Consider the following 18,583-nt stretch of genomic DNA (forward strand, 5'->3'; position numbering starts at 1 on the left):
ACTTTTAGGGGTTTTCGCGTCTGCTCCCCACGGGGGACGTCAGGCGTTCAGCAGCCGTTCGCCGATGACCTGCCGCTCACGCAGGGCCGCAATCTCTGCCGGCGTCAGGCCCAGCTCGCCGAGCACCTCGTCATTGTGCTGACCCAGCGTCGGCGACGGCGAACGGTGATGGCGTGACGGCCCAGGAGTGATCCGAAACGGCCAGCCCGGGAAGCGCTGTCGCCCGGCGATGCGATGGTCGAGATCCTCGTAGAATCCCCGCGCGTCGAGTTGATCGACGTCGTACATCCGATCGCCGGTCATCAGTCGCTGTGCGGGCACACCCCGCTGAAGCAGCGCTTCGGCGAAATCCTCGGCCGACCGCGTCGCGGCGCATTCGGCGATCACCTCGTCGAGCTCGTCGTGATGCGCCAACCGGGCATCCGTCGAGACGAACCTGGGGTCGTCGCGCAGCTCGGGGCGACCGATGACCTCGGTGACCGCGGCCCAATCGGTGTCATCCCGCACCGAAACCGCGACCCAATCGTCTTCCCATTGCGCACGGTAGACACCTTGCGCATAGTCGCGGTGCCGATTGCCCTCACGTTCCCGCACCCGTTTGGTCATCGAATACTCGATGACCGGTTCGGCGGTGACCGCGGCGCCGACCTCGATCTGAGCCACTTCGATCAGCTGCCCCTCACCGGTCCGGCGCCGGTGCTCGAGTGCGGCGAGCAACGCCACCGTCGCATGCACGCCCGCGATGGGATCGGCCGGTCCCTGCAGATTGCACGGCGGACCGTCGGCATATCCGGTGACCGCCGACATCCCCGCCAGCTGTTCGATGTTCAGGGCCCAGCCGACGTAATCGCGCCACGGGCCCTCCAGGCCGAAGCCGGGCATGCGGACCATGATCACCCCGGGGTTGATCTTCACCAGCGAGTCGTAGTCCAACCCGAACTGTTCGACCACCCGGGGCGAGAAGTTCTCGATCACCACGTCAGCCTCGGCCGCCAGGCGCAACGCCAACTCTCGGCCGGTGTCGCTGCCGAGGTCGAGAGTGACGTCGCGCTTGTTCAGGTTGGTGCCCTGCCATAACGGCCCGATCTCGTACCAGTCGTCGCTGCTGCGCAGCAGAGAGCCCGAGTAGCGATGCCCGTCGGGACGCTGGATCGACTCGACCTTGATCACGTCGGCGCCGAACGCGCCGAGGTAGCACGTCAGATACGCCCCCGCCCAGAAGGTGCTGAGGTCGAACACTTTCAGCCCGGCGAACGGACGCGCCGCATCGGCAGCCCTCTCGCCTTGGTGCCCCGCGTCGCGCTGTCCGCGGGCCTCCCACCGCACGGTGTCGGCAGTGCCGATGACCGGCCCCGGCGCGGGTACCGGAGTTTTCGACAGCCGGAAGGGCGCGCCTGGACGTTGGAAGCGCGCACCATCGGGGCCCGCCTCGACGAAGAAGTCGCGCTCGCGGTATTGCGGGCAGTCCAGGATCGAGGATCCGTCGTTGATCGGAGCGGCCGGAATTCGCATGGCCTGGCTCAATTCCACCAGTTCGGCGACCGGCATCGAATCCAGCCAGGGCTGTGCCTTCGCGAAGAACTCGTCACGCTCCGGACCGCCCAGCATGATGGCGAGTTGATGTTCGCCGAACTCCGGCAGCCCCATCATCGCGCACACGTCCAGCCAGTGCTGCCCGGTCAGGCAGTTGATCCCGATCCAGCCGTCGGCTGCCCGCACGATGCCGAGCATCGGCGCGGCCTTCGAGTTCGTCGGCAGCCCCATGCTTTTCAGCCGCTCAGCAAGCAACATCGGATACGGCAGTGTGCTCAACAGCGACTCGAAAGCCGAGACGTCGGCTTCCACCACCCGGCCCTGCTCCGTGTTGGAGATACGCAGCGCGGTCAGCGCCGCGAGTGCCGCATAGCCCCCGACGATGTACTCGGGTATGCGCGCGCCGGCTTGTACCGGCGCCCGGCCGAACTCGCGGGTGTTGACCCATCCCGACGCAGCCTGCAGCGTCAGCGGTGTCGACGGTTGCGATCGCCGCGGGCCGTCTTGACCGTAGTCGGAGACCCTGACGACCACGAGGTCAGGGTTGAGCTGTTGCAGGGACTCACGGTCGAGTCCCCACTCGAACCGGTCGGCCGAGCCGGCGGGCAGATCCTCGACCAGCAGGTCGGCCTGCGCAATCAGCTCGTGAGCTCGCGCCAGACCGGCTGATGTCCCGAGATCGACTGTCAGTCCGTGTTTTCCAGCGTTCAAGTACTCGAACAGCCCGCCGTGCCGCGGTGCGCCGTCGTGGAACGGACCCCATCTGCGCAGCGGATCGCCCTGCGGCGACTCGATCTTGCACACCTCGGCACCGAGGTCGTTGAGAAGCTTCGTGCAGTACGGCGCCGCGATCTCGCTGCCCAGCTCGACGACCCGCAGTCCGGCCAGGGCTTCCCTCACGCCGGAACCCCGATTGCCTTGGGTTCCATGTAGGCCCGCAAGCCCATCACCCCGCCCTCACGGCCGATGCCGCTCTGTTTGAAGCCGCCGAAGGGCGCGTCACCGGGAATGGTGCCGTTGATCGACACCTGCCCGGTCCTGATGCGCCGCGCGACCCCCAGCGCCCGATCGACATCGGTACCCCACACCGCACCGCCGAGCCCGTAGGCGGAGTCGTTGGCGATGGCCACGGCCTCGTCGTCGCCACGGTAGCGCAGCACCGTCAACACCGGACCGAAGACCTCCTCCTGCGCGATGTAGGAGTCGGCGCTGGTGTCGGTCAGGATTGTCGGCTCGAAATAGAAACCACCCGAGGGGTTTTCGTGCCGCACACCGCCGGTCACCACCTTCGAGCCGTCCGATTCGGCGCGCCGGACGAAACCCTCGACGCGCTCCAGATGCTGCCTGCTGATCAGCGGTCCCATCGTCACCCCGTCGTCGGTGGGGTTGCCGACCGTCACCGCGCGCGCGAGCTCGGCGAGCCGGTCGACGACCTCGTCGTGCAGCGCGTCGGGCACCACCAGCCGGCTGTTGAGGATGCACGCCTGCCCCGCGTGCAGTGTGCAGCCCTCGAACAACAGCCGCTCGAGCAGCTCGTCGGTGATCTCCACATCGTCGAGCAGCACGCAGGCCGACTTGCCACCGCATTCCAGCAGGATCCGCTTCATCGTTGTCGCCGCGCCGGCCATCACGTCGCGACCGACCGACGAGCTACCGGTGAAGCTCACCATGTCCACGCGTGGGTCGAGGGTCAGCATCCTGCTGGCGTCAAGCCCGGTCGGGGTGACGACGTTCACGACGCCGGGGGGAATGTCGGTGTCCTCCAGGATGATTCGCGCAAGCGCCAGGCCGGCCAGCGGCGTGAGAGGCGAAGGCTTGAGGACGAGGGTGTTGCCCGCGGCCAGCGCTGCGCCCAGCTTCATCACGTTCAGGGTGTGCGGGAAGTTCCAGGGTGTCATGGCCGCGACGACGCCAAGGGGCTCGTACCGCAACAGCGTCGTGCCCGCCGCACCCCATGCGTCCATGGGCGCTTCAGCCGGCTCGAGCGCCAGTTCGGCGGCGTGGCCGACCATGAAGGCGGGCCCGTCGACGTGGATCAGTCGTTCGTTTGCTGTGCATCCCCACTCGGCCTGGGCCAGCGCGTAGATCTCATCACCTCGGGCGAGCAGCGCATCGCTCAACTGCTGCAAACAGCGCGCCCGTTCCTCCGGCGCCGCCGATGCCCACGGGCCGCTGTCGAAAGCGGTCCGCGCGGCGGCGATGGCCTGTTCGACCTGTGCGGTGCCGGCGTCAGGCGCGGTCGCGATGACCGTTTCGGTGGCCGGATCGGTCACCTCGTACCGGCCGCTGTCCGGCGCCACCCAACCGCCGTCGATGAACAAATCATAGCTGTCGACAAGGCTGGACGCGGCCATCAGATCACTGGACCTTCCCGGTTCTCCGCCTGATGGTGACCACCGTCCCAGTCAGGCACACGCTGTCCGACATCAGTGACATGTGTGTACACCGCTTCATGGTGGCTCGTCAACGAACACGCTTATTTCCTGGCGGAATGTCGATTGACAGCCACGTCGCCCGTAGAGTAGACACAGAATCGCCGGACATTGCAGCGCAATGTGTCCGATGTCCGATTCGTCGAGGAGAGCCCGCGGTGCCCACAGAATCCACGTCCCGACCCACCTCCGCCCACCCGCTGCACTCCCCGGACTTCTACGCGGGCGACCCGTATCCGGCTTATCGCGAACTGCGCAACAGCACGCCGGTGGTGTGGAACGACGTCACCGACTTCTGGGCGTTGACCAAGTACGAGGACGTGCGGTTCGTTTCCGGTCATCCCCTGCTGTTCTCGTCGACACGCGGCATCACCATCCCGGATCCCAGCCAGCCCGAACCCGTCCAGGAAGGCAACCTGATCTTCACGGACCCGCCCCGGCACCGGCAGCTGCGCAAGCTCATCAACGCCGGGTTCACCCGCCGCCAGGTGTCGTTGCTGGAACCCAAGATCCGCAACATCGTCAACGGCATCGTCGGCGGCATCGACCCCTCCCGGGAGTACGAGTTCGCCGAGGAGATCGCCGCACCCCTGCCCACCAGGATGATCGCCGAGATGCTCGGCGCCCCGCCCGAGGACTGGGAGAAGTTTCGCACCTGGTCGGACGCGGCCGTCGGCACCGCGGACCCCGACATCGAGATGGATCACCTCGTCGCACTCGGCGAGCTCTACGCGTACTTCACCGAGCTGATCGACGCCCGGCGCTCCGGCAAGGTCTCCGGGCAGGACGATTTGTTGAGCATCCTGGCCGCCGCCGAGGTCGACGGGGAGCGCCTCAGCGACGCCGATCTGCTCAACTTCTCGTTCCTGCTTCTGGTGGCGGGTAACGAGACCACCCGCAACCTCATCGCGCTGGGCACCGTGGCGCTGCTGCAGCATCCCGACCAGTTCGCGCTGCTTCGTTCGGATCCGTCGCTGCTGACGTGCGCGGTCGAGGAGATGTTGCGATTCACCAGCCCGGTGACGCACATGGCGCGCAGGGCCACCGAAGACGTCGAGATCCGCGGACAGAGGATCAGGGCCGGTGACACGGTGGTGATGTTGTACGGCTCGGCCAACCGGGACGAGGAGATCTTCGGCCCCACCAGTGAAGAGTTCGACATCACCCGGAACCCCAACCCGCACATCGCCTTCGGCGCCGGTGAACATGCCTGCCTCGGTGCTCAGCTGGCGCGACTGGAGGCCCGGATCATGTTCGAGGTCCTCCTCGGTGCCTACCCGAGCATCGAGCTGACCGGCGACGTGACCCGGCTGCGCGCGACGATGGTGCCGGGCGTCAAACGCATGCCGGTGCGCTTGGGGGCGAGCCGCTGATGGATTTCGACTACACACCCGAACAGGAGCGACTCCGAGAAGAGTTCCGGGAGCGGCTGGCGGCCGTGATGACCCCGGAGCGGCGCGCAGCGGTCGCAGGCCGGATGGAAGGCGGCGACGCGGTGCGGGAGTGCAGGCGGGCGCTGGGCGAAGCCGGCCTGCTGGGCGTCGCGTGGCCGGTGGAGTACGGCGGCCGCGGGCTGACCGCGCTGGAGCAGTACATCTTCAACGAAGAGGCGCGCCAGGTGCACGCACCGTTGCCGATGATCACGCTCAACACCGTCGGCCCCACCCTGATCCAATACGGCACCGAGGAGCAGAAGCAGAAGTTCCTGCCCGCGATCCTTCAGGGCACCGTCGACTTCGCGATCGGCTACTCCGAACCCGGCGCGGGCAGCGACCTGGCGTCGTTGCGCACCACTGCGGTCCGCGACGGTGATGAGTTCGTCATCAACGGCTCCAAGATGTTCACCAGCGGCGCGGAATTCGCCGACTACATCTGGTTGGCGGCACGCACCGACCCAGAAGCCAAGAAACACAAGGGCATCACGGTGTTCATCGTGCCAACCGACTCGCCGGGATTCTCCTGGAAGCCGCTGCACACCATGCCCGGTGTGTCGACCTACTACACGTTCTACGACGACGTGCGGGTACCCGAGAGCGCCATCGTGCTCGGCGAGAACCAAGGCTGGAAGCTGGTGACCAACCAGCTGAACCTCGAACGCGCCGCGCTGGGCAATCTCGGCGCGCTCGAGCCGCTGTTCGCCAAGACCCTGGAATGGGCGAGGACCACACCGCTGGACGACGGACGCGTGATCGACCAGCCATGGGTCCAGCAGGCGCTCGCCCGCGTCGAGGCGCAGGTCGCCGCCTACCGACTGCTCAATCTGCGGGTCAACACCAACATGAGCTCCGGCGCGCTCGGCATGGGAGAAGCCTCGGCGGCAAAGGTTTTCGGCACCGAACTCACCCAGCAGGTGGCCCGCGAGCTGCTCGACGTGGTCGGGCAGGCCGGTACACGCAAGGGCTCCGACGCGCCGCTGAGGGGTGAGCTCGAGAGCGCCTACCGGCTGGCCGTCATCAACACCTTCGGGGGCGGTGCGAACGAACTGCAACGCGACATCATCGCCATGGCCGGCCTCGGGATGCCACGGGCACCCCGTGACATGCGAGCGTCCTGAAAGGAATCCCAGCAGTGACCGACACAGCCAAAGACGACCTGCGTGAACGCCTCGACGCACTCATCGGCATGCCCACCGACGGCGTGGGCAAGCCCGTGCACGCGCCGGATCCCGTGAACACGGCGATGATCCGGCACTGGGCGTACGCCATCGGCGACATGAACCCGGCCTACCTCGATCCCGAGTTCGCCGAGAACTCGCGCTACGGCGGGATCGTCTCACCGCCGGTAATGTTGCAGAGCTGGACGATGCCTCCGCCGAAGCTGGAGGGCATTCACGAGCGCGGTGGCGTGCCGATCGAGATGAAGGGCGAGAATCCCCTGCAGTTCCTCTCCGATGCGGGCTACACCGGCATCATCGCGACCAACTCCGAGTTCGAGATCGAGCGGTATCCCCGCGTCGGCGACCAGATCACCTCCGAGACCGTCTTCGAATCGATCTCGGATGAGAAGAAGACGGCCATGGGCAACGGCTTCTTCGTCACGTGGGTCACCACCTACCGCGATCAGGACGGCGAGGTCATCGGGCGCCAATGGTTCCGGACCCTGCGATTCAAGACGGGAAACTGAATGGCCAGCAGACTCGCTCCCTCGATCAGCCCGGACACGGAATTCTTCTGGTCGGGACTCAAAGAGCACGAGCTACGTATCCAGCGCTGTACGGACTGCAAGACGTTGCGGGTACCGCCCCGGCCGATGTGCGGCGGCTGCCAGTCGCTGAATTGGGACTACGTGGTGTCCAGCGGGCGCGGCACGGTCTACAGCTTCGTGATGCCGAAATACCCGCCGCTGCCGTTCCTCGAATACCCCTATGTCGTCGCGCTCATCGAGCTCGACGAGGGGGTGCGCATCGTGTCGAACCTCTGCGACATCGAACCGGAGGCGATCGAGGTCGGAATGGCCGTGGAGGTCTTCTATGAGACCTTCGAGGCCCTGCCGAGCGGGGACGAGCTGGTGTTGCATCAGTTCCGGCCGGCCCGCTGAGTGAAGGGAACAGTCAATGGATTTCACCTTCACCGATGAGCAGGAGACCGTCGCCAAGGTGGCCCGACAGCTGTTGGAGCACCGTGCCACACCAGAGCATCTGACCGAGCTCGAGGCGGGCCTCGAATCGGGCCACGTCCGCTACGACGCCGCGCTGTGGTCCGAGCTGGCGGCGGCCGACCTGCTGGGGATCGCGCTGCCCGAGTCCGTCGGCGGCACCGGCGGCGGGTTCCTGGAGCTGGGCGTGCTGCTCAGCGAGGTCGGGTACAGCGTCGCGCCGGTTCCGGTGTACGCGACGCTCGCCCTCGGCGCGGAAGCGATTGCCCGGCACGGTGATTCCGATCTACAACAACGCTATCTACCCGGGGTGGTCGACGGCAGCATCCTGTTGACCTCCGCCCTGGCCGAACCGGGAAACTCCGATCCGACCGCACCGCGCACCACCGCACGGTCCGACGGTGACGTCTGGCGGCTGACCGGCACCAAAGAGTTGGTGCCGGCCGCGCAACTCGCCACGGCGATCGTCGTCTCGGCCGGGACCGAGGACGGGCCGGGGTTGTTCGTCGTCGAGACCGGTGACGGGGTGCAGGTGACGCCTGCGACGACGACCAACGGCGAACCGTTCGCCGACGTCGAGCTAACGGACGCCGTCGGGCGGCGCCTCAGCGAAAACGCCGAAGGCGACATCGGCACCGGCATTGTCAAAGCGCAGGTCACCAGAGCCCTGGTCGGTCTGTGCGCGATGCAGATCGGCGTGACCGAGCGGGCGCTGAAACTGGCCGCCTCCTACACCAGCGAGCGCGAACAGTTCGGGCGTCCCATCGGATCGTTCCAGGCCGTCCAACAACGTCTGGCCGACGCATTCATCGACACCGAGGCGATCCGGTGGACCACCTGGCACGCGACATGGTTGATCGCCAAAGGACGCCCCGCCGAGCGGGAAGCGGCGATCGCCAAGTTCTGGGCCGCCGAAGCCGGGGCGCGCGTCGCCGCGTCGGCTCAGCAGGTGCACGGCGGCATGGGCATCGACGTGACCTATCCCTTGTCTCGATACTTCCTGTGGGCCAAGCAGATTGAACTCACGCTTGGATCCGCTTCCCAGCAGTTGGCCCGGCTTGGCAGAACGTACGCGGAAGGACTGACCCGATGACCTCCACATTGAACCGCACCACCACGCTGGCGTGGAAGGACATCAACGTCGGCGACGATGTGACACCGATGGAAATACCCGTCACCACCACGCTGATCGTGGCCGGCGCCATCGCTTCCCGGGACTACATGCCGGTGCACCACGACCGCGACTTCGCCAACTCCCAAGGGTCCAAGGACATTTTCCTCAACATCCTCACGACGAACGGGCTGTGCGTGAGGTTTCTGCACGACTGGGCGGGACCCGAGGCGATGGTCAAGAAGCTGTCCATCCGGCTCGGGGTGCCCGCCTATCCGAACGACCCGCTGCGGTTCGAGGGCAGCGTGACCGGCAAGTCGTCGGCCAACGGCGAAGGCTTCGTCGAGGTCGCCTTCAAGGGCACCAACAGCCTCGGCGATCACGTCACCGGCACCGCGGTGCTCAGCTTGCTCGACGGAGTCGACGCGTGACGGGCATCGGCGGTAAGGCCGCGCTCGTCGGCATCGGGCAGACCGAGTTCTCCAAGGAGTCGGGCCGGACCGAGATGCAACTCGCTTGCGAGGCAGTCAAAGCCGCGATCGAGGACGCTGGGCTGAGCCCGAAGGACATCGACGGCATGGTGACCTTCACCGTCGACGAGAACGAGGAGATCGAGGTCGCCCGCAACGTCGGCATCGAGAACCTCACGTTCTTCACCCGCGTTCCGCACGGCGGCGGGGCCGCCGCAGGCACCGTGATGCAGGCCGCCATGGCGGTCGCCACGGGTGCCGCCGAAGCGGTCGTCTGCTACCGGGCGTTCAACGAGCGCTCCGGGTTCCGGTTCGGCGGCGCCGGCCGCCAACCCGGCGTGACCCCGCTGTGGATGGCGCCGTATGCCCCGTTCGGATTCATGACGCCCGCGGCCTGGGTCGCCCTGCACGCCCAGCGTTACATGACCACCTACGGGGTCACCAACGCCGACTTCGGCAAGATTTCGGTCATCGACCGCAAGCACGCGGCCAACAACCCCGATGCCTGGTTCTACCAGAAGCCGATCACCCTCGAACAGCACCAGGAGTCCCGCTGGATCATCGAACCGGTGCTGCGGCTGCTCGACTGCTGCCAGGAGAGCGACGGTGGGGTGGCGATGGTGGTCACCAGCGTCGAACGCGCTCGCGATCTCGCCAAGCCGCCTGCCGTGATCACCGCGGCGGCCCAGGGCGCGGCATACGACGGCGAGGTGATGACCAGTTATTACCGCGACGACATCACCGGTCTACCCGAGATGGGGGTGGTCGGCGACAAGCTGTGGCGCAACTCCGGATTGAAACCGGACGACATCTCGACCGCATTTCTCTACGACCATTTCACCCCGTTCGTGTTCACCCAGCTCGAGGAACTCGGATTCTGCGGCCGAGGCGAAGCCAAGGACTTCGTGTCGGTCGACGAGCTCTCGCTGGGCGGCCGGATGCCGATTAACACCAACGGCGGTCTGCTCGGCGAGGCCTACATCCACGGGATGAACGGCATTACCGAAGGCGTCCGCCAGATCCGCGGCACGTCCTACAACCAGGTCGACGACGTCGAGCATGTGCTCGTCACGTCGGGGACAGGTGTTCCGACCAGCGGCCTCATCCTGGCTCCCGACCACTGAGCCGTTAATGTCGTGCGGTGGCGTCTGACATGACTCAATCGGTGGCGGTCGACACCCGGGATGCCATCATCTCGGCGGCATTCGCCTGCTTCCGTACACGTGGGCTGGCCAAGACGACCATCGTCGACATCGCCCGGGCGGCCGGGGTGTCGCGCAGCACGTTCTACGAGTACTTCCGGGACAAGGAGACGATCGTCGAAGCGTGCGCGGAGGCGGCGTCGCAGCGGTTCTACCGCAACATGGCCAAGGCCATCGACCGCCACGGCGGCAGCACGCTGGAAGGCCGGTTGGTGCGCGCCGCGGTCTTCGTCACCCAGGCGCGTCGGGTCGTCGAACCAGAGGCGTACTTCGATCCGGAGGAGGTCAACCTCATGATGACGAAGAACGCGGCCACCCTGCTCAAGGACTGCGCCGAGTTCCTGGCGCCCTATGTGGCGGCGGCCAGGCTCACCGGAGAAGTCCGGGCCGATTTGGACGTGCCCTCGGCGACCGAGTGGTTTGCCCGGATGTTGTTCTCGCTGTTCACCACTCCGTCTCCAACCATCGACATGCGCGACGACGACGCCGTGGCCGACTTCGTACGGGCCTATGTGGTGAACGGATTCGTCGACGGCGGCCCGCGGCGACGGTAGCGGTGTGGCCTCGACCCTGCTCCGGTGGCTCGCGCAACCCGACGAAAATGCGTATTCTCATAATTTGATACTGTGATTATCGGGAGGGTCCCGGTGAAACTCACTGCGGCATCGGCGGCGCAGACCTCGCGGCAGATCCGGAGCCGGAGGGACCGGGCCCGGACCCACGCCGCGCCCTACAAATTGGTGGTGCTGGCGCCTGACACCGCGGATCTGGTGACGGCGGCGGGTGGACTCGTCGCCGACACGCTGCGAGCCGGATGGCGCGTCGAGATCTATCTGGCAGCCGTATCCGATGCGCGAGCGCTGCAGATCCTCGGCGCCCACGGCCACATCCTGCCGCAGAGTTTAGATTTCGGGCAGGAATGGCCCGCCGCGGTCGTCTTCGCTGCAGCGATGCACGAGCGGCATCGAGGCGTGCGCCGCTTCATCACCGATGCCGTCCGGCGGCATGGTGCCGATGTGGCCGCGTGGGGCGGAAGTTGGTCCTCTGCACCGGCTTCGGCATCCGACATCGAACATCGCCTCAGCTCAGCTGCGCGGGCGTTCAAGTACCACGCGATGAAGGCGGTGGGCACGCTGGCGGCGGCACCCGTCGAAGCATTCCACGGTGGATTCCATCCCCTCGCGCAGGCTGCGTCGGGCCTGCCGAGCTGACATCTGCCTCAGGATGTGCTGCGCACCGGGACGTTCGCGTAGCCGCAGACGTTCGACATCGCCACGCGGCGCAGACCGTCGCGGTCGACCTCGTACTCTGGAATGAGGTCGAGCAGCGCGTTGAGTGCGATACGGCTTTCCATCCGCGCCAAGGCGGCTCCCAGGCAACTGTGCACGCCATAGCCAAACGCGAGATTGAAGCCCATCTTGCGGTCCCGATCGATGTCCAACCGGTCGGGATCGTCGAACATCCGCTCGTCGCGAAGCGCCGAGCCCGTGACGAGCAACACGGCCGCATCTTTGGGGATGGTGGTGCCGTAGTAGGTGACGTCTCGCGTCGCGGTCCGCACCTGATACTGCGACGGCGCCTCGTACCTGAGTAGTTCCTCGATCGCGGCCGGGATCTTGCTGCGGTCGTCGCGGAGGTTTCGCCACTGGTCGGGGAAGTCGGCGAACGCGACCATCGCATTACCGATCAGCTTCGTCACCGTCTCGGCGCCCGCGCCGCCGAGCATCGTCGCAAAGCCCGTGATGTCGACGTCGGTGAGCTTTTCCACCACACCGTCCCGTTCGATCTCGGTCTCGATGAGACGGCTGATCATGTCATCCCGGGGCGCTGCCCTGCGCTGCTGCACGAGGTCGTAGTAGTAAAGGCCGGTGTTCATCGAGGCTTCGTATCCCTCTCTGGGGACCGCGATTTCACCGGGGCGACGCTCGAGCAGAAGGTCCAGCCAGCGCCGGATCTGGTCGCGATCCTCCTTGGGCACTCCGAGCATGGTCGTGATGACCTCGTTCGGGAACAGCGCGGAGAAGTCCGCGACGACGTCGAAACTCTTCGGGTTGAGCGCTTCGATGCGCTCGTAGACCTTGTCGCGCACCATGTCTTCCAGCGCCGCGATCGCACGCGGGGTGAAGACGTTGCTCACCAGCCGGCGCATCTTCTGGTGCTCCGGCGGGTCCATCGAGATGATCACCTTCGGCACCGGAATCGCGTCGTCGTGCGCCTTGACCATGTCCAGCGTCGCGCCCTTGGCCGACGAGAAGGTCTCGTGATCCTTCGTCGCGGGGGTTACGTCCTCGTAGCGCGTCAGCGCCCAGAAGTCCCACTTCGCGTTGTAGTAAACGGGGGCCTCGTCTCGCAGACGCCGGTAGGTGTCATACGCGCCGTCGAAGAAGTCCCGTGAGAACGGGTCGAATTCGACGGATGCGTTGCCTATTTCCGATGACATCGCACTCACAGGATCGCCCCCGACTCCTTCAGTTTCTCGATGGTTTCCCAGTCGAGTCCCGCGTCCATCAGGACTTCTTCGGTGTGCTGACCGTGTTCGGGCGCACCGGCGGGCACCACCGAGTGCTCGTCGAACTGGACGGGGTTGGTGGGTATCGAGAACGGAACGCCGTTGACGGTTTCGGTCTGGGCGACATATCCGTTCGCGGTGACCGCGGGGTCCTCACACACCTCCGCCGGTGTCTGCACGATTCCCCACGCACCCGAGAGCGGCGCCAGGATTTCGCGCCATTCGGCGACCGTGCGTTCGGCGAACGCCTCGTCGAGCAGGGCGATCAGGCTCACCCGATTCTCGTACCGCGATGCGGGGTCGGCGAACCGCGGATCATCAACCAACTCGGGCAGGCCGATCACCCGCATCGCCTCCGCGTAGAACTTGTCGAGTTGCAGCATCATCAACTGGACGTAGCGCCCGTCCTTCGTGCGGTAGGTGCCCACCAGCGGGTTGGGCGCGTCGGCGTGGCCGAACTTGGGAATGGCGCTGCCACCGTGGATTTGGCTCACAGCGACGTCGGGACTGAGGTTCCACGCGGCAAGCCCGAGCAGCGACACGTCGACAACCGACCCCTGACCGGTCGTCGCCTTCTTGTACAGTGCGGCGGCGATGCCGCCTGCGATGGTCATGCCGCCGAGGAGGTCGCCGAACGCCGGCCGGGAGCGGACGAGTTCCTCGGCGTCTTCCGTGAGGACGGTGGCGATACCGCCCCGCGCCCAATAGGACACCCCGTCGTACCCGGGCTTGTTCGCGTCGGGACCTTTGGGGCCGTGCCCGGACCCACGGACGTACACGATGCTCGGATTCGCTTCCCGAATGTCATCGACATCGATGCCGAACTTCTTACGGCGGTCCGGCAGATAACTGGTCAGCAACACGTCGCAGGTCTTGGCCAGCTCGCGGACCACGTCGCGGCCACCCGGAGTGCTCAGGTCCACGCCGATCGACTTCTTACCGCGGTTGGGAATCTCGATCATGTAGTTGACCGCACCACCCCCCTCGTCGACGATGCCCATGGTGACCAGACCGCGCTGCGGATCTCCACCCGCACGCGGCTCGACCTTGATCACCTCGGCGCCCCACTCGGCGAGCACCGCGCCGGCCGATGGCACGAATGTCCACGCGGCAACCTCGAGCACACGGACCCCGCTTAGTACGTTGTCGACGCTGATGACGGCCTCCTACAACCGGTAACGAGCATTTACGAATGTGAGAATCGCACTTTCATAGCGGTTTGTAAACGCGCTAGGGCCGCCTGGACAGGCGGCCGGGAAGCGCCGGGTCTCCACTTTCCCAGAATGCGCGCCAGGTGGGCATCCGATGGGGCATCTGCGCACGAAGCGGTACATCGGTAGGCCATCGAATGAACTCCGGCCCTGGGCGCTCGGTCACATCGACCGAGTACCAGGGGTGCTCTCGGCGCCTCACGAAATACCAGCTCCCGTCACGGCGCTCGTAGACGTCGTCGTAGCGCATCGTGATGACAAACCAACCGTCGCCGTCCTCATGCTCGGCACGGCAGTAGATCGAGCCGGTCGCATGGTCGTCGTCGACGAAATCGATTACGTGTCCGCAGATCAGATGGATGCTGCGATAGAACCTGCGGAGCACCTCGTCGTACCAACTTCTCAGCGCCGCTCTGCCCTTGCCGTGCTCACCGGCGTCGACGTCGTCGACGAACAACGCCACCAGGGCGTCGAGGTCACGCGAGTCCAGCGCCATGGCGTAGCGGCTCGGCAACTGGGCGATCTGAAGATTGGATTCCAGCCGTTCGACCCGGCTCGACGACGACATGCCTGAAGTGTAATGGCCGGGCGCGGCCTGCGAGAACCGGTATTCTCGCTTTTCAACAGGGTGGATACCCTGTGGGGGCCAACCGTCCGAGCGGAGGATTCGAGTCGTGCCATTCCCGACCATCACGCCCACGATCCCCGCGCTGGTCAGGTCGGGTTCGGCGAGCTTCGGGGAAAAACCGTTCCTCATCGTCGACGGGCAGACGCTGACCTATTCCGACCTCGACCTCGAGTCGGCGCGGTTGGCGACGGCGCTGCTGGCCGAGGGCTTCGGCAAGGGCGATCACGTCGGCATACTCATGCCCAACGGCCTCGACTGGGCTGTCACCTGGTTCGCGATCACGCGCATCGGCGCGGTCGCGGTGCCACTGAACACGTTCTACAAGGCTCCGGAGCTGGCGTGGACGGCCCGTCACGCGGACCTGCGGGCGATCATCGCCCGGCCGGAGTTTCGTGGCAACAGCTTTCTCGACCGGCTCGAGGAGGCACTTCCAGGACTCGCGGACCAAGCCATCCCCGGCAGGCTGGTCGTGCGGGGCGCACCATATCTGCGCATGATCGCGGTGTTCGGTGAGGGTGAGCGCCCGTGGACGTCGGCGCTTTCGGCCGACCGCGCGACGGGACTCGAGCTCGACTTTCTGGTCGAGGTCGAATCGTGTGTGACGCCGGCCGACGACGTGATGATCATCTACACCTCCGGGAGCACGGGCGATCCGAAAGGCCCGGTGCACACCCACGGCACGCTGGTACGGCACTCGTACAACCTGACCTTCGACTACGGCGTCACGAACGACACCGTGATGTTCACGTCGATGCCGTTCTTCTGGGTCGGCGGCTTGATCACCGGCATTCACGCCGTGATCCACCACGGCGCAACGCTGGTCACCCAACCGGCGTTCGACGCGGCCGATGCGCTCGAGTTGATCGAGCGTCATCGCGCGACCATCACGCTGGGTTGGCCGCAACAGGGCCAGTCGCTGGCCGAGCACCCGGAGTTCGCACGACGCGACCTGAGCTCGGTGCAGCGCACCAGCATGCCCGCGATGGTGCCGTTCGAACGCCGACCGAAAGGTCCGAACGCGCTGGGGATGACCGAACTCTGCGGCAATCACATCGGTGTCGATCCGTATCCTGCCCAGCCAGCCGAGCGCGCGGAGACGGGTGGATATTCGATCGAGGGACTCTCGCATCTGCTGGTTGATCCCGCAACGGGAGACCCCGTGCCCCCCGGCACGGACGGCGAAATCTGGGTGCGGGGCTACTCGCTGATGCAGCGGTTGTACAAGCGCGAACGCGACGAAGTGTTCACCCCGGACGGCTATTACCGCACGGGCGACTGTGGAGTCCAGTACGACGACGGCTGGATCAAGTTCACCGGCCGGTTGGGCGATCTGATCAAGACCGGCGGCGGGACGAACGTCACTCCGAGCGAGGTGGAACAGGCCCTCTCGGGTTGCGACGGCGTTCTCGAGGCGTACGTCGTCGGCGCCGAGGACGGGCACAACGGCACGATCGTGGCGGCGGCGGTGGTGCCGCGCGGTAACGCCGAGTTGGACCCCGCGGAGTTGCGGGCGCAGGTGCGCAGCCGCCTGTCGGCGTACAAGGTGCCGAAGTTCATCTGGGTCACGAAGAAGGATGCGCTGCCGTTCACGGCGACAGGCAAGGTCAGGAAGTCCGATCTCGCCAAGCAGCTGAGCGGCCTTCTGTCGGACGGGTGACCGCGACAGCGTCACGGCAGACTGATCGGCAAAACGAACGCTCCGGTGTGATCGCAAATCCACGTGGTGCAGCCACGGAAGAGCCTTGGTCATGCCGGCACTTTTGCGCTGCCGTGAAGATGGTTTCCCGTTTTCGGAAACTTGCATTCTCGCTCCGGTACATTCGCCGCGTGGGCACTAGAACAGTCCCACCTCGAGGGCCGAGTGGCGATCGTGACGGGGGCCGGCAGCAGCGTCGGCGAGGGCATCTCGGAATCGCCGCTGCCCGACCTGTGACACTGAAGGAGTACAGCGATTGACTGACAGGCCATTACGCGTCGCCGTCATATCCACCGGCTGGATCAGCAGCCTGTCGATCCGCGCGATCGTCCGTCGGTCGCACCTGGACCTGGTCGGGGTGTGGGTACACAGTGCCGACAAAGTCGGACGCGACGCCGGTGAAATCGTCGGGCTGGGCCCGATCGGCGTGATCACCACCGGCGATCTCGACGACATCTTCGCGTCGAAGCCCGATTGTGTGGTCTACGGCGCGGCCAGCGCCGAGATGGACGCAGCGGCGGTGCGTGACTATGTGCGCCTGCTCAACGGCGGATTGAACGTGGTGACTACCAACACCCCGGGAATGATGTTCCCCGACAAATGGATTCCGCAGCTCGCCGACCAAGTTCGCGAAGCCGCCGTGGCCGGTGGCGTCACGATCTACACCTCGGGGATCGAGCCGGGCTTCGCAGGCGACCAGCTCGCGGTGTTGCTGACCACCCTTTCGAACACCATCCGGTCCATCCGGGCGCAGGAGATCTTCGACTACTCGACCTACCCCAACCAAGATTTGATGATCGATGCGATGGGCTTCGGCAAACCGCTCGACTTCACGCCCCTTCTCGAGCTCGAAGGTGCACAACAATTTGCCTGGGGGCCGCCGATCGGGCTGGTGGCCGAGGCTCTCGGCGTCGAAATCGAGAAGGTCACCGAGACCTACGAACGGGTGCTCACTCCACGGGATCTGCACGTCGCGTGCGGAACCATTCCCGCGGGAACGTGCGGCGCGGTGCGGGCGGAGACGACCGGTGTCGTCGATGGCCACCCGGTGATCACGATCGAGCACATCAATCGGATGGCTCCCGACTTGGCACCCGAGTGGGCGTCGGCGCCCAACGGCACGTACCGCCTCATCATCGAGGGCCGACCGCACATTGAGTGCGACCTGCGACTCGGCACCGAGGACACTCCGGAGTCGGCCAACGCCAACGCGATGGAGGCGACCGCCATGCGGGTCGTCAACGCCATCCCCTACGTGGTCGACGCGGCGCCGGGAATCGTCACGTCGTTGGATCTGCCGATCACGGCGCCCCGCAACGCGCTGGACTTCGGTTAGACGGTGAACATCGGTCCGCGTGGTGCGCCCCGCACCTCGTTGCCTCCGTCGATCGCGAAGCTCTGTCCCGTCATCCAGCCGGATTCGGGCCCAGCCAGGTAGCGCACGCCGGGAGCGATGTCATCGGAGACACCGAGCCTGCCCAGCGGTACCCGCTCGAGGAAACTGCTCGTCAGCTCCTCGAGGTGGATGTAGCCCTGAGTGGTGGCTGCTTCGGTCAGGCCCGGACGTACCGCGTTGACCCGGATGGCGCGCGGGCCCAGTTCTGAGGCGGCGACGCGGATCATCATCTCGAGCGCGGCCTTGCCCGCCGAGTAGTGCCCCAACCCCTCCATCGGAATCTTGGCAGATGTCGACGAGATGAACACGATCGAACCGCCGCCCGTCATCAGCGGCGCCGAATAGCGCAGCGCGAGAAAGTTCGAGCGCAGGTTGCCCATCACGAAATTCGTGAAGGTTTCGAGGTCCTGTTCGACGAGCGGCCCCGTGCCGCCGCTGGCCACCGTGCCGATGACGATGTTCAACCGATCGTGGACATCGTGGGCGGACTGTGCCGCCGCTCTCACGGTGTCTTCGTCTTCGGGGTCGCCCTTTTGCAGCACGATCTCCGCGTCCGGTGCGGCCTCATGGATCCGGTCACGCGTCGCTTCCAGCCGCTTCATCGATCGGCCCAGCAAGTACAACGTCGCGCCGTCGATGGCCAGCAGTCTGGCTGAAGCCTGGGCGATCCCCGCCGATGCACCGAGAATGAACGCCGTCTGACCGTCGAGCACACCCATGATCGGAAACTATCATCTACGCAACGGACGTTCTCCAAAACTGTCAATGCGAATTCTCAGACGGGGTAACGTGCGCGTGTGC

General features: G+C 65.9%; 17 protein-coding genes. 11 read left to right on the top strand and 6 right to left on the bottom strand.

Features of this window, described 5'->3' with window-relative positions; translation table 11 throughout:
• Window positions 1-39 precede the first annotated feature (39 nt).
• Both ABQF13_RS09960 and ABQF13_RS09965 read right to left on the bottom strand, forming a co-directional pair.
• Entirely contained in the window at window positions 40-2,433 is a 2,394-nt protein-coding gene (locus ABQF13_RS09960) for a CaiB/BaiF CoA transferase family protein (RefSeq protein WP_448392548.1), read from the bottom strand.
• Complete coding sequence (locus ABQF13_RS09965; RefSeq protein WP_448392549.1) at window positions 2,430-3,887, bottom strand: aldehyde dehydrogenase family protein; 1,458 nt, start codon at window positions 3,885-3,887, stop codon at window positions 2,430-2,432. The genes ABQF13_RS09960 and ABQF13_RS09965 overlap by 4 nt, the downstream gene beginning before the upstream one ends.
• A 278-nt stretch (window positions 3,888-4,165) precedes the next feature.
• Between ABQF13_RS09965 and ABQF13_RS09970 the strand changes: the two genes are divergently transcribed.
• The 9 genes from ABQF13_RS09970 to ABQF13_RS10010 all read left to right on the top strand — a co-directional run bounded on the left by ABQF13_RS09970 (window position 4,166) and on the right by ABQF13_RS10010 (window position 11,553).
• Window positions 4,166-5,338: a cytochrome P450 gene (locus ABQF13_RS09970; protein WP_046750559.1), complete on the top strand. Its 1,173-nt coding sequence runs from the start codon at window positions 4,166-4,168 to the stop codon at window positions 5,336-5,338.
• Window positions 5,338-6,519: an acyl-CoA dehydrogenase family protein gene (locus tag ABQF13_RS09975; RefSeq protein ID WP_064891142.1), complete on the top strand. Its 1,182-nt coding sequence runs from the start codon at window positions 5,338-5,340 to the stop codon at window positions 6,517-6,519. The genes ABQF13_RS09970 and ABQF13_RS09975 overlap by 1 nt, the downstream gene beginning before the upstream one ends.
• A 14-nt stretch (window positions 6,520-6,533) precedes the next feature.
• Window positions 6,534-7,088, top strand: a complete 555-nt coding sequence (locus ABQF13_RS09980) for an FAS1-like dehydratase domain-containing protein (protein WP_416584755.1) — start codon at window positions 6,534-6,536, stop codon at window positions 7,086-7,088.
• The gene (locus ABQF13_RS09985; protein ID WP_448392550.1) at window positions 7,089-7,502 is read left to right on the top strand and encodes a Zn-ribbon domain-containing OB-fold protein; all 414 of its coding nucleotides are present in this window, start codon (window positions 7,089-7,091) and stop codon (window positions 7,500-7,502) included.
• A gap of 16 nt (window positions 7,503-7,518) precedes the next feature.
• Window positions 7,519-8,652, top strand: coding sequence for an acyl-CoA dehydrogenase family protein (locus tag ABQF13_RS09990; RefSeq protein ID WP_448392551.1), 1,134 nt, complete (start codon window positions 7,519-7,521; stop codon window positions 8,650-8,652).
• Entirely contained in the window at window positions 8,649-9,101 is a 453-nt protein-coding gene (locus ABQF13_RS09995) for a MaoC family dehydratase (protein ID WP_448392552.1), read from the top strand. Before ABQF13_RS09990 ends, ABQF13_RS09995 begins: the two co-directional genes overlap by 4 nt.
• Window positions 9,098-10,264, top strand: coding sequence for a lipid-transfer protein (locus ABQF13_RS10000; RefSeq protein ID WP_448392553.1), 1,167 nt, complete (start codon window positions 9,098-9,100; stop codon window positions 10,262-10,264). The genes ABQF13_RS09995 and ABQF13_RS10000 overlap by 4 nt, the downstream gene beginning before the upstream one ends.
• A 29-nt stretch (window positions 10,265-10,293) precedes the next feature.
• Window positions 10,294-10,896: a TetR/AcrR family transcriptional regulator gene (locus ABQF13_RS10005; protein WP_448392692.1), complete on the top strand. Its 603-nt coding sequence runs from the start codon at window positions 10,294-10,296 to the stop codon at window positions 10,894-10,896.
• 93 nt (window positions 10,897-10,989) lie between these two features.
• Complete coding sequence (locus ABQF13_RS10010; RefSeq protein ID WP_448392554.1) at window positions 10,990-11,553, top strand: hypothetical protein; 564 nt, start codon at window positions 10,990-10,992, stop codon at window positions 11,551-11,553.
• An 8-nt stretch (window positions 11,554-11,561) separates the two neighbouring features.
• On the opposite strand, the gene ABQF13_RS10015 is transcribed toward ABQF13_RS10010, so the two are convergent.
• The 3 genes from ABQF13_RS10015 to ABQF13_RS10025 form a co-directional block, all read right to left on the bottom strand.
• Window positions 11,562-12,782: a cytochrome P450 gene (locus tag ABQF13_RS10015; protein ID WP_448392555.1), complete on the bottom strand. Its 1,221-nt coding sequence runs from the start codon at window positions 12,780-12,782 to the stop codon at window positions 11,562-11,564.
• Window positions 12,783-12,787: 5 nt separating this feature from the next.
• Window positions 12,788-14,008 (bottom strand): CaiB/BaiF CoA transferase family protein, encoded by a 1,221-nt coding sequence (locus ABQF13_RS10020; RefSeq protein ID WP_448392693.1) that lies wholly within the window; start codon window positions 14,006-14,008, stop codon window positions 12,788-12,790.
• 73 nt (window positions 14,009-14,081) lie between these two features.
• On the bottom strand, window positions 14,082-14,630 hold the full coding sequence (locus ABQF13_RS10025) for a nuclear transport factor 2 family protein (protein WP_046750493.1): 549 nt from the start codon (window positions 14,628-14,630) through the stop codon (window positions 14,082-14,084).
• A 106-nt stretch (window positions 14,631-14,736) separates the two neighbouring features.
• Between ABQF13_RS10025 and ABQF13_RS10030 the strand changes: the two genes are divergently transcribed.
• Window positions 14,737-16,347: a class I adenylate-forming enzyme family protein gene (locus ABQF13_RS10030; RefSeq protein WP_448392556.1), complete on the top strand. Its 1,611-nt coding sequence runs from the start codon at window positions 14,737-14,739 to the stop codon at window positions 16,345-16,347.
• A gap of 295 nt (window positions 16,348-16,642) precedes the next feature.
• The gene (locus ABQF13_RS10035; protein ID WP_448392557.1) at window positions 16,643-17,722 is read left to right on the top strand and encodes an NAD(P)H-dependent amine dehydrogenase family protein; all 1,080 of its coding nucleotides are present in this window, start codon (window positions 16,643-16,645) and stop codon (window positions 17,720-17,722) included.
• Here the strand turns inward: ABQF13_RS10035 and ABQF13_RS10040 are convergent.
• A complete protein-coding gene (locus tag ABQF13_RS10040; protein ID WP_448392558.1) occupies window positions 17,719-18,501 on the bottom strand; it encodes an SDR family NAD(P)-dependent oxidoreductase in 783 nt (260 codons plus the stop codon). The genes ABQF13_RS10035 and ABQF13_RS10040 overlap by 4 nt on opposite strands.
• Window positions 18,502-18,583: the final 82 nt, after the last annotated feature.

It is taken from the genome of Mycolicibacterium sp. XJ879, assembly GCF_053483935.1.

What these genes read in the sequence shown, in the direction of transcription:
- ABQF13_RS09965 (WP_448392549.1), bottom strand. Translation starts at nt 3,887, where the DNA reads ATGGCCGCGTCCAGCCTTGTCGACAGCTATGATTTGTTCATCGACGGC.
- ABQF13_RS10040 (WP_448392558.1), bottom strand. Translation starts at nt 18,501, where the DNA reads ATGGGTGTGCTCGACGGTCAGACGGCGTTCATTCTCGGTGCATCGGCG.
- ABQF13_RS09990 (WP_448392551.1), top strand. Translation starts at nt 7,519, where the DNA reads ATGGATTTCACCTTCACCGATGAGCAGGAGACCGTCGCCAAGGTGGCC.
- ABQF13_RS10015 (WP_448392555.1), bottom strand. Translation starts at nt 12,782, where the DNA reads ATGTCATCGGAAATAGGCAACGCATCCGTCGAATTCGACCCGTTCTCA.
- ABQF13_RS10005 (WP_448392692.1), top strand. Translation starts at nt 10,294, where the DNA reads ATGACTCAATCGGTGGCGGTCGACACCCGGGATGCCATCATCTCGGCG.
- ABQF13_RS10025 (WP_046750493.1), bottom strand. Translation starts at nt 14,630, where the DNA reads ATGTCGTCGTCGAGCCGGGTCGAACGGCTGGAATCCAATCTTCAGATC.
- ABQF13_RS09975 (WP_064891142.1), top strand. Translation starts at nt 5,338, where the DNA reads ATGGATTTCGACTACACACCCGAACAGGAGCGACTCCGAGAAGAGTTC.
- ABQF13_RS09985 (WP_448392550.1), top strand. Translation starts at nt 7,089, where the DNA reads ATGGCCAGCAGACTCGCTCCCTCGATCAGCCCGGACACGGAATTCTTC.
- ABQF13_RS09995 (WP_448392552.1), top strand. Translation starts at nt 8,649, where the DNA reads ATGACCTCCACATTGAACCGCACCACCACGCTGGCGTGGAAGGACATC.